Raw genomic sequence first — 11,048 nt, 5'->3', positions numbered from 1 at the left:
AGGTAGCATTGATAGCTGCTGCCATCGCAAAACAAATGGGATTGAGCGAGGAAGAACAACGGAAACTTTACGTAGCTGGGATGTTACACGATATCGGAAAACTTTACGTTCCTCCAGAGATTCTAACGAAACCTGCAAAGTTAACCCCAGTCGAATTCGAACTCGTTAAAATCCATCCTGAAAAAGGTTACGAAACTCTTATCACCTTAGAATCTCTTAAAGAAATTGCCGAAATCGTAAGGCAGCATCACGAAAGACTTGATGGCTCCGGATATACCCGAGGGCTGAAGAACAAGCAGATAATAAAAGAAGCAAGAATAATTGCAGTTGCGGATGTAACGGAAGCAATGCTGGCACGAAGGCCCTACCGTCCGCCCATTCCTGTTAAAGAAGTATTAAAATACCTTGACGAAAACAAGGGAAAGCTCTTTGATCCGGAAGTTGTGGAGGCCTGCAAGAAAGTATTTTCCTTGGGGATGCTCCCTCAGGATCAGCCTTAAAATAACCCTCGTGTACACCGCATATCTTTCCATAAATTAATGATCGGTATGTTTTCAGTTCTGCATAAAATATGCCAACTTTTGCAAAACCAGAAGTCATAGTTGATAATATCACTGCTTAAAAGGAGGTAATTTTGATGCACAGGTTTTTAAAATACCTATCCTTAACTGCACTACTTGCAACCATTCTTCATGCAGGAGGGTTCGCTCTCTCAGGGGTAGGTGTTAGAGCCCAATCCATGGGTGGAGCCTTCAGGGCTGTTGCCGACGACTGGTCAACACTATTCTGGAACCCCGCCGGCCTTGCATACATTACAGAAAGCCAGCTCGCAATAAACGGCCTTGGGGTCAGACCCTTCAATTCCTATGAACCAAATACTGGTATACTTGGTTACGATGGCCCTTATACACTAAGGGAAAAAGTTAATGCTCACCCTCAAAACTTTTATATACCTGCCTTCGCATATATTACCCCCTTTGAAATAGCTGAAGCAGAGTTGGCGTATCTTTCTCTGTGCCTTTTGGCCTTGGCTCAAAATGGGACCTTTACGACTTTCCGATTGGCTACTACAATACCGCTGATACTACGTTTAAAACCCCAGAATATGAAAAATACGACTGGCAAAGCGACCTATCTGTATACAATGTATTCCTCTCCTATGCAAAATCCTTTGGTAACTTCAGCATAGGGTTATCGGCGGGTGCTACCAGAACTTCCATTATGCTTAGAAAGGTTAATTTCTTTGACCCTGCAACCATTGATACATCTGCAAACTCTCTCCCAATCCAGTATAGACTCTTTCCCATAGATACAAAAATAGAGGGCATTGGATGGGGCATTGGTGGAATTCTCGGTATTTTGTGGAGAATAAATGAAAAGTTAACGGTTGGAGCTTCCGCAAGAATATATTCAAAAGTGAAACTGGAAGGAACAGCAGATTTAACACTCTATTTCCCTTACAACGACTACTTACTGTCCCAGATGCCACCAGAAAAGAAATTTATGTTTGACGGTTCCATCGCCACAGGTTCCGGTAACTTCACAACGAGTCTCAATTTACCCGCCAATCTCGGAGCAGGAATATCCTACAAGCCCAACGAAAGACTTACCCTGGCACTAGACGTGGACTGGACCAGGTGGTTTACCCTTGATCGGCTTGGAGTAGATTTTGAGGGACTTGTCCTTAGTGTCAGTAATACAATACCCCTTGATACTGTAAAAACTGATACCCTCGTACTCTTATGGAAAAACACTTACAGGGTGAGTTTAGGTGGAGAATACAAAGTAACTCCTCCACTCTCAATAAGATATGGTTTGTTCTGGGATCAATCACCCGTTCCGGATAATACCATTACGGTTTTGATACCCGACCCCGGAGACAAATACAGCCTAAACCTCGGCTTTGGATATAACTGGAATAACGTTGAACTCAATGTAAACTATGAATACATAACCCGTTGCCAAAGAACAGTGGCCAGGGATTCACTGTATAGTTACGAATCGCAATACCTTCCAGGCACCTACGAAATGAATTTGAATGCAATAGGTTTAAGCATAGTCTATAAGTTTTAAAGGAGGCATACTATGAAGAAGCTTTTAATTTTGCTCTCTATATTTATTCTTGCTACATCCTGCCAAAAAGTGGATGAAATTGTTGGTCCTGAAATAAACGAAGGGGCCACTACAATCGTAAGTATACCCGCTTCAGACGCTAATATAGGAACAAAACAGGCAATGGTTTACCTACCCCCTGGATTTGACACAACTAAAAACTATCCTGTTGTGCTTTTCCTCCATGGATACGGAGGAAATTACCTCTTCTGGCAAAGTGTTGAAGATATAAAAGGAATTCTTGATTACATGATATCTTCAGGGAAAATAAAGCCCTGTATTGCAGTTATGCCGGATGCCTACAATGTACTTGGCGGCAGCTTCTATACTAATAGTGAATATCAGCCACTTGCGAACTCAGTTTTTGGAAGATATGAAGACTACATAATAAACGATGTGGTGGGCTTTATCAAGACCAATTATCCAGTAGATACTTCAGAGATTTATCTGATTGGAATATCAATGGGTGGTTATGGTGCATTGAAGCTGGGTGTAAAGCATCCCGATACATTTAAAGGCTGCGCTTCCCACTCGGGGCCTATTGCCTTCGCTCAATTTCTTGAAACCATTCCAGGCGCCAATGTAAATATGATTCAGGCTGTGCTAAGCGAATGGGCTGATTTCGGCTTTAGAATACCCTGCAATCCCGATACCATTAAAAAATATCTTGGGCCATCAAGACCTTTAACAACCATGCTAATTGCGATGGCTGGAGCTTTCAGTCCAAAAGTTGGCCCGCTTTTTGCTTTTGACACATTAAACTACGAGCTCCCCCTTGACACAGTCCCGGAGACCTTTGGCACAGTCTGGGCCGGTGTAAGGTTACCATTGACTCGAGAGGGGGATACAAACAGCGTGTTCAACGAATGGCTAACAAACCACGATGTATTCAATCTCATAGAGAGTAACTTTGATAATATAAGACAGCATAACCTTAAAATTTACATAGATTGTGGTTATCAAGACGAGTTGTTTCTCGCCCCTCATGCCTTAGCTTGCCACACATTATTAGAGAATTTGAGCTACGAGCACTACTTTGAACTTTTTACCGAAACACCTGGGTACCCTGCAGATGATTTTCCCCCAAGACATGGAACCCATCTGCAAATAAGGGTTTACCACTCCCTCAAATACTTCTTAGGATATTAAGCTCCTGGCGGGCGTCCCCTTCGGGGACGCCCGCCAATTTTCTATATGAACTCCATCATAGTTATCCCAGCTCGAATTGGATCTACAAGATTTCCAAGAAAAGTTTTATACCCAATCTATGGGAAACCATTAATTCAGTGGGTCTATGAAGGTGCGAAAAAATCAAAGATCGCAGAAAAAATTTTAATAGCCACCGATTCTGAAGAAGTTAAAAGGCAGGCGGAGCTTTTTGGTGCTGAAGCTATTTTAACTCCTTCAGAGTTACCCTCGGGAACCGACCGTGTATACCATGCAATAAGAGAATTGGATGTTAAATATGTAATAAATCTGCAGGGAGATGAGCCATTAATAACGGGAGAGGTCCTTGACAAAATTTTCCATGCCCTCTTTGAAGGAAACTGCGACATCGCAACCCCATACTACACAACAGATAGTGTAGAAGAAGCAGAAAATGTAAACCGGGTAAAAATAGTTTCAGATATCAGCGATTATGCCCTATATTTTTCAAGAAGCCTTATACCCCACTATCGGGAAGCCACGGTTAACCAAATTTTTAAAATACACATAGGTGTTTATGGTTTTACCAAAGAAAGTCTCAAAAAATTCGTTCTTTTGCCCCAGTCTTTTCTTGAAAGGGCAGAAAAACTTGAGCAACTCCGTGCCCTTGAGAATGGGCTAAAGATTAAACTGGTAGAAGTTGACTATAGACCCTGCCCTGTAGATACTCCCGATGACGTAGAAGAAGTTAAAAAAAGGCTTAAATCACAAATTGGGTAAAATCTTCCTTAAAAATTCTTCTTCTTCACCCGGCTCTATTTCTCCGTCGAGTAAAGCATGAACCAACAAATTGTAAGCTTTCTTTGCTCTTTCAAAATTGCCCAATCTCTTTATAAGAACATTTAATCTAATAGAATTTTTTAGCAAATCTCTCCTCGAAAGATAATCCATTAAAAGGTCTTGTTTTACACCTTTTAAAGAACCCCACACTCTCACCGTATCAGCTTCCGCATCTTTTAAAACAGAATGAATTCCACTGGGGTGGGACAATAAAGAGAGATCTAAAGACTTAAATAGAAGCTCTAAAATTTTCCTTTCGGAAACCTTAAAATTGAGAGGATTTTTCTTAAAGTAATTTTCAAGTCCAAAAGGTATTAGAAAATAAAACCACTTATTTTCTGTTCTCGGTAATATTCTGTCCAGCTCTTCGAGCAGTTTAACATCAAAGCAATTAAAGCTTTCATCCCAGATCTTTAAAATACCTCTTTCACCGATTTCTTTAAGCATTAAAAACCTCTTCTCTTCGCAAACCACCCTTGCAATCTCATTTCTGACCCTGGCAAAGGATATGTTAGGAAGGCTTCTATTTAAGTTTTCAAATTCAATCTCCGTAGATTTATCATAGCTGAGGCCAAATCTATATCTATAACGAATCGCTCTAAAGGCCCTGGTAGGGTCATCTATAAAGCTTCCTCTTTTATTGACACGTAAAATTCTGCCTTTAAGATCCTCTAAACCGCCCAAGGGATCAATAAGTTTAAAGGTTCTCGGCCAAAGCTCTATAGCCATTGAATTTATTGTAAAATCTCTTCTCTTCAAGTCTTTCACAATGTCATATACCGGATATACTCGGGGCAACTTACCCGCCGCCTCGTAATACTCGCCCCTTGCTCTGGCAATATCAAAAATACCTTTGCTCGTTTCAATTTTAAAAGTGAGAAATTGACTTTTATAATAACTTTCAGCGCCAAAAATCAATAAAAAATTTTTAATAAAAGAACGGTTAAGCCTCTCCACAACAATATCAACATCTTTGAGAGACTTATGGAGAAGTAAGTCTCTAACGCACCCTCCGACTATATAAAACTTTTCACCATCTAATAAAAGAATAAGTTTAAGTAGTCTTTCGCCTTTAATTAGGTCAAGATCTACTTTCAAACGTTGGTATCCACAAGAAAGAGGGGTTGATTATACTCAACAGGCTTGCCGTTTTCCACTAGTACTTTAACGATTCGTCCATTTACATCCGACTCTATTTCATTCATCACCTTCATCGCCTCTATTATACACAAGACTTGCCCTTTTTTCACGATATCGCCTTCTTTGACATAGGGCTCTGCACCAGGAGACGGGCTACGATAAAAGGTCCCAACCATCGGGGAACGAATTTGATAATAGTTGTTTTCGCTCTCCTTTTTAGCCTCAGCAGGCTGAACTGAAGCAGATCCTGAAGAAACAATAGTCTGTTTTTCAGATTTATTTGTCTGTTCTAAAGGGATATAATTTGTTTCCCCTGCTTTTCTGAGCTTTATATGATAAAATAAACCTTTAAGCTCCATTTCCTGGAGGTCATGCTCTTCCATAAACTCCAGAAGTCTCTTTAATTTTTCAAGATTCATCTCTAAGCCCTCTCTAAATATTCACCAGTTCTCGTATCAACTTTAATTTTATCTCCAATTTTAATAAAGAGCGGAACTTGAACCACAAGGCCAGTTTCCAATTTAGCAGGCTTTGAACCACCCGATGCGGTATCGCCCCTAAGCCCAGGGTCAGTCTCTACAACTTCAAGAACCACAAAAGTAGGAAGTTCGATGTTTACAGGCACTCCATCAACGTATAAAATGGTCACTTCTTCACCTTCTCTTAAATAGTAAACTGCATCTCCTAAATGATCCGCAGTAAAAGTCACATCTTCAAAGGTTTCCGATTCAAGGAAATGATAATTTTCTCCTTCCACATATGAGAGATGCGCAGGTTTCCTTTCAAGGGTAACTTCTTCGTAATAATCTGATTCTCTGAGACTAACCTCCTTCACCTGACCAGTCTTTAAGTTTTTTAGGCGCGTCCTAATGGTCGCGCCTCCCCTCCCCATATGAATGTGCTGATAAGACACAACGAGATAAATTTCTCCTTCGTATTTGATTGCCATTCCTGGTCTTAGATCAGGCATACTTATTCCTCCTTTAGGTTGGTAAAACTTTTGCTCTCGTTCAATAATTTCTCTTCGATTTCACTTATTAATTTTGCAAGCCTTTGATTCCACGGCCAAATAAGATACGCCCTCCTTAAATAGGAACGGGCCTCAAACAGCTTACCTTCCCTGTAAAGCTTTATACCTTTATCATAAAATGCTCTGAAATTTAAGTCATCCATTATTAATTCTTCTCCCGTAGGTGTTAATGAATGTTATACCCTTATCCCTACCCTCATTTAACATCTTCAGGATGCCATCTAAAGCAATCTTAAAGGAATCTTTAAATTTATTCAATTCGTCTTCCGATAACTGAGAAAGAACGTAATCCTTTGGATCCAAGGTTTGTGGCTTACCAATTCCAAACTTGATTCTGTAAAAGTCAACAGTCTCTAAATGGAATATGCAAGATTCGATGCCCCGGTGTCCTCCTGAACCGCCATCATACTTTACCTTAACGCTGAATGGTTCCATGTCAAGGTCGTCATGGCACACAAAAAGCTCCTGACTCACATCAACACCAAAATCATCCACAATGTCTTTAACGGCAGTACCTGAAAGGTTCATGTAAGTCAGGCTCTTGAAAAGGAAAAGTTCGCCTCTTTTGGCAAACAAATATTCCCCTTTACCAGGCTGGAAATTTACTCCAAAGGTCCCTGCAACAAAATCAACAAAGAGTTGACCTATATTATGCCTCGTAAACGTATAAATCCGCCCTGGATTTCCAATTCCAACCAGAAATATTTTCACAATCCGCCAGCAAACTATTCTTCTTTTTCCTCTTCTCCACCCTCAACAGGTTGGGCCTCTTCAGCTGCCGCTTCTGCCTTAACCTCCTCCATTCTCTTCGGAGGTATGACCGTTACTATGGTCTCTTCGGGATTTAATAATATCTTAACACCTTCAATCTTTAAATCCTTTACATGTATTGAATCGTGTATGTCCAGGTTCGTAACATCTATGGTTATATGAGGTGGAATCTTGGTTATCTCGCCCCGAACGGGAATGTGCCAATGTAACACTTCTAAAATACCCCCTACCTTTGTACCCTTAGCGCTACCCTGGATTTCAACGGGTATATCAATCTGAATTTCTTCGCCCTTATGAATTATTTGAAAATCAACATGAATTACCTCGCCAGTTACAGGATCTCTATCCACATGTTTCAACAAAACCTCTTTTTCCAAATTTTCACCTTTCAGCTTAATTACCTTCGCCTCACCATGAGTTTCTTTAATCAGCTCATGAACCTCTTTCAACGGCACACTAATGTGTAAATTTTCCTCATGGGCCCCATATACAACAGCAGGAATCCAACCACCTTTCCTAAGTTTCTTAGAAGTCTCTTTACCTGTTTTTTCCCTAATTCTCACCTCAAGTTCCATAAAATCCTCCTTTAAAATTTATATAAACAAAGAGCTAACAGACAGCTCATCGTGTATTCTTCTGATTGCTTCCCCAATTAAAGGAGCAACAGAAAGTACTTTTATTTTGTTGCTTTTAACCTGATAAACCTTGGGAATAGAATCCGTTACAACCACTTCAGAAAGTTCAGATTTTTCTAACTTTTCTACACAATTATCAGAAAAGAGGGCATGAGTGGCAACCGCTTTAACCTCTTCAGCCCCCTTATTTAATAGAGCCTTGACGGCCTCAACAAGGGTATTTCCTGTATCAATAATGTCATCCACTATTAGACATCTTTTTCCCTTCACGTCACCCACGATATTCATAACCTCTGCTTTATTCGGCTCAGGCCTTCTTTTATCTATAAGAGCGATGGGAACATCGCCCAGTCTCCGTGCAAAGGCTCTCGCCCGCTTGGTTGCCCCCACATCCGGAGCGACAACCACATCCTTAGTAGGATCAAGATTATTAAAATACTCTTTAAAGACCGGCGTTGCATAAAGATTATCCACCGGGATGTCAAAAAAACCTTGTATCTGGTCGGCATGGAGATCAAGGGTTAAAACCCTTGAGGTTCCGGCAACCTGAATAAGATTAGCAACAAGCTTAGCAGATATCGGAACTCTCGGCTGGTCTTTCCTATCCTGTCTTGCGTAGCCAAAGTATGGCATAACTGCGGTTATTCGCTTTGCAGAAGCCCTTTTCGCAGCATCTACCAGAAGCAAAAGTTCTAACAAATTATCTCCAGGTGGCTCCGTCGATTGAATTATAAAAACGTCGTGTCCTCTTACGCTTTCCTTTATCTGTACCCGAATTTCCCCATCCTTAAATCTGGTTACTTCGTGAGCACAGGGCTCTATCTTTAAGTAACCAGCTATTGCCTCCATCAACTTTCTCGAATTTGAACCACTAATTAACTTTATTTCGCCTGGATTTGTCATTTTATCAAAAACCTTATTAAAGAATACTTAACAACAAATCCTGCAAAAACAATTGATACCATTGACATAAGCTTGATTAAAATGTTTAAAGAAGGACCAGCAGTATCCTTAAATGGGTCTCCCACAGTATCTCCAGTGACCCCTGCTTTGTGGGCATCGCTTCCTTTACCTCCGAAATTCCCTTTCTCTATGTATTTTTTAGCGTTATCCCATGAGGCTCCTGAGTTTGCCATAAAAAGGGCAAGTACAAATCCCGACGCGAGGGCACCAGAGAGCAACCCAACTACCCCTCCTGGCCCCATCAAAAGGCCTACAATTATGGGAACGGTTATAGCAAGTAAAGCCGGTGCAATCATTTCCTTTTGGGCAGCCTTCGTCACTAAATAAACAGCCTTAGCATAGTCAGGCCGTGCTTTACCTTCAAGAAGTCCAGGAATTTCCTTAAATTGTCTTCTCACTTCCGCAACGATGCTCTGTGCAGCTCTACCAACAGCCTTCAAAGTTAATGAAGAAAAGAGGAAAGGCATAAGCGCCCCTATGAAAAGCCCACCTATAACTACCGGCTCTGTCAAAACCGGCTCTATTAACTTAAGATAACCCGGTTTATTTGAAATATTTAACTTTCCAACCCAAGTTAATACATCATTCCTATAAGCAGCTATGAGTGCCAGAGCAGTTAGAGCAGCAGAGCCTATTGCAAAACCTTTACCCGTTGCAGCCGTTGTATTTCCAAGAGCGTCAAGGGCATCCGTTCTTTTTCTAACTTCCTCGGGTAAATGTGACATTTCTGCATTGCCACCTGCATTGTCTGCCACAGGACCATAAGCATCAGTGGCCAGGGTAATTCCAAGGGTTGAAAGCATCCCCACTGCAGAAAGACCTATACCGTAAAGGCCAAGGGCAGGGTCATGGAATCCTCCAGACACAAAGAAACTCAAAAGAATTGCCACCACTACAGTTATAACAGGAATAAAGGTTGAATACATTCCATTTGCAATTCCTTCTATAATGACTGTTGCATGGCCTGTCAGGGTTGATTTAGCAACGTTAACGGTGGGGCTGTAATTATCAGAAGTGAAGTACTCTGTAAAATATCCTATAATTACACCAGCAGAAAGTCCGGCAATTATAGCCCAGAAAACGCCAAAATCTTCTCGAGGAAGAACAACCTTGCAGGCTATGAAACTTATTATTATTACGAGGATTGCAGCACTCCATACACCTCTTCTTAGAGCAGTAAGAAGTGCCTTTTGGGAAGAATCTTCTCTTGTTCTAACCAAGAAAGTTCCAATAATAGATGCAATTACACCAACACCAGCGATCACCATCGGTAGTGCTACACCACGCATACCGAGCCGTGCCGAAGCCGCAAGGGACATCGTAGCAATTATAGATCCTGCATAAGACTCATAAAGGTCTGCACCCATCCCTGCAACATCACCTACATTATCCCCAACATTATCTGCGATCACCGCCGGGTTTCTCGGATCGTCTTCGGGTATACCCACTTCCACCTTACCCACAAGGTCTGCCCCAACATCTGCAGCTTTTGTGAAGATTCCACCACCAACACGGGCAAAAAGGGCTTGAGAGGATGCCCCCATACCGAAACTTAGCATCGTAAAAGTAATTGCATCAATAAGCTCGTTTTCATTACCAGCAAGGCCCTTAACACTTCCATAAAACCATTTTAAAAAGGCAAACCATATACTAATATCCAAAAGGGCAAGGCCCACAACAACCATTCCCATAACAGCACCTGCTTTAAAAGCAACTCTCAAAGCGTCATTTAAACTTCTTCTTGCTGCATTGGCAGTTCTAGAACTGGCTCGGGTAGCAATGCTCATGCCAATAAACCCTGACAGACCGGAAAAGAACCCACCCGTTATAAATGCAAAAGGAACAAAAACAGGCTGTAATCCCTTCAAAGCTAAAATTAGGAGTATTAGGAAGGTAATTGCAAAGAAAATCGCAACCACGGAGTATTGCCTTTTAAGGTAGGCGGTAGCACCTTCTCTTACCGCCCTTGCTATCTCTTTCATTTTATCAGTCCCTTCTTCTTCTTTAAGAACAGATTTTGCAAGGTATAGAGCAAATAAAAGAGCGAAGATAGAACCTATAGGAGCAAACCAGTATAAATAGAAATAATTCATACCACCTCCTTTTGTAAAGTTTGATAATTTTAATTAAATGTTGACAAATAGTCAAACAAAATAGACTTTTTTGAGAGTCCAAAATTAACTTCCAAATCCCTAAAAGAGTTCCCGTGGGAAGGAAATGAAAGTCCAAGTTGGAGAATTCCACTCTTAGTAGGTAATCTGAAATGCATACCGTAATAATTAACGGCAAAAAAGGTCCTATAAAAGATTAAATTTTTAAACTTAAAATAAGTCTTTAGATAGGGAAGGCCTGTAATAAGGGCGGCGGTTCCCCCCTCTAAAGGAATTTGTTCCCTTAAGGTTGACTTCAAA

Annotated in this window: 14 protein-coding genes; 5 read left to right on the top strand and 9 right to left on the bottom strand. The window is 41.0% G+C overall.

Features of this window, described 5'->3' with window-relative positions:
* The 5 genes from QMD82_03415 to kdsB all read left to right on the top strand — a co-directional run.
* The coding region (locus QMD82_03415; protein ID MDI6850970.1) for an HD-GYP domain-containing protein at positions 1–500 on the top strand (500 nt) is incomplete at its 5' end.
* 137 nt (positions 501–637) lie between these two features.
* Positions 638–1,189: a hypothetical protein gene (locus tag QMD82_03410; GenBank protein ID MDI6850969.1), complete on the top strand. Its 552-nt coding sequence runs from the start codon at positions 638–640 to the stop codon at positions 1,187–1,189.
* The gene (locus tag QMD82_03405) at positions 1,186–2,073 is read left to right on the top strand and encodes an outer membrane protein transport protein (protein MDI6850968.1); all 888 of its coding nucleotides are present in this window, start codon (positions 1,186–1,188) and stop codon (positions 2,071–2,073) included. Before QMD82_03410 ends, QMD82_03405 begins: the two co-directional genes overlap by 4 nt.
* Positions 2,074–2,085: 12 nt before the next feature.
* The gene (locus tag QMD82_03400; protein ID MDI6850967.1) at positions 2,086–3,261 is read left to right on the top strand and encodes an alpha/beta hydrolase-fold protein; all 1,176 of its coding nucleotides are present in this window, start codon (positions 2,086–2,088) and stop codon (positions 3,259–3,261) included.
* A gap of 45 nt (positions 3,262–3,306) precedes the next feature.
* On the top strand, positions 3,307–4,038 hold the full coding sequence (gene kdsB / locus QMD82_03395; protein ID MDI6850966.1) for a 3-deoxy-manno-octulosonate cytidylyltransferase: 732 nt from the start codon (positions 3,307–3,309) through the stop codon (positions 4,036–4,038).
* Here the strand turns inward: kdsB and QMD82_03390 are convergent.
* The 9 genes from QMD82_03390 to QMD82_03350 form a co-directional block, all read right to left on the bottom strand.
* Positions 4,024–5,196, bottom strand: a complete 1,173-nt coding sequence (locus QMD82_03390) for a hypothetical protein (GenBank protein ID MDI6850965.1) — start codon at positions 5,194–5,196, stop codon at positions 4,024–4,026. The two genes, kdsB and QMD82_03390, sit on opposite strands and share 15 nt — an antisense overlap.
* Positions 5,193–5,657: an acetyl-CoA carboxylase biotin carboxyl carrier protein gene (gene accB / locus QMD82_03385; protein ID MDI6850964.1), complete on the bottom strand. Its 465-nt coding sequence runs from the start codon at positions 5,655–5,657 to the stop codon at positions 5,193–5,195. The genes QMD82_03390 and accB overlap by 4 nt, the downstream gene beginning before the upstream one ends.
* A 2-nt stretch (positions 5,658–5,659) precedes the next feature.
* Positions 5,660–6,208 carry an elongation factor P gene (efp, locus tag QMD82_03380; GenBank protein ID MDI6850963.1) on the bottom strand — a complete coding sequence of 183 codons (549 nt, stop codon included), beginning with the start codon at positions 6,206–6,208 and terminating at the stop codon, positions 5,660–5,662.
* Between the two features lie 2 nt (positions 6,209–6,210).
* Positions 6,211–6,411 (bottom strand): hypothetical protein, encoded by a 201-nt coding sequence (locus tag QMD82_03375; GenBank protein ID MDI6850962.1) that lies wholly within the window; start codon positions 6,409–6,411, stop codon positions 6,211–6,213.
* Positions 6,404–6,979, bottom strand: coding sequence for an aminoacyl-tRNA hydrolase (gene pth / locus QMD82_03370; protein ID MDI6850961.1), 576 nt, complete (start codon positions 6,977–6,979; stop codon positions 6,404–6,406). Before pth ends, QMD82_03375 begins: the two co-directional genes overlap by 8 nt.
* A 14-nt stretch (positions 6,980–6,993) precedes the next feature.
* Complete coding sequence (locus QMD82_03365; GenBank protein MDI6850960.1) at positions 6,994–7,614, bottom strand: 50S ribosomal protein L25; 621 nt, start codon at positions 7,612–7,614, stop codon at positions 6,994–6,996.
* Between the two features lie 18 nt (positions 7,615–7,632).
* Positions 7,633–8,577: a ribose-phosphate pyrophosphokinase gene (locus tag QMD82_03360; GenBank protein MDI6850959.1), complete on the bottom strand. Its 945-nt coding sequence runs from the start codon at positions 8,575–8,577 to the stop codon at positions 7,633–7,635.
* Positions 8,574–10,730 carry a sodium-translocating pyrophosphatase gene (locus tag QMD82_03355; protein MDI6850958.1) on the bottom strand — a complete coding sequence of 719 codons (2,157 nt, stop codon included), beginning with the start codon at positions 10,728–10,730 and terminating at the stop codon, positions 8,574–8,576. The genes QMD82_03360 and QMD82_03355 overlap by 4 nt, the downstream gene beginning before the upstream one ends.
* Positions 10,731–10,759: 29 nt before the next feature.
* On the bottom strand, positions 10,760–11,048 hold a 289-nt coding region (locus QMD82_03350), incomplete at its 5' end, for a hypothetical protein (protein MDI6850957.1).

The organism is bacterium (assembly GCA_030019025.1).
Taxonomy (GTDB): Bacteria; Hydrothermota; Hydrothermia; order UBA1063; family UBA1063; genus UBA1063.
This window is presented reverse-complemented; position numbering and strand designations above follow the sequence as displayed.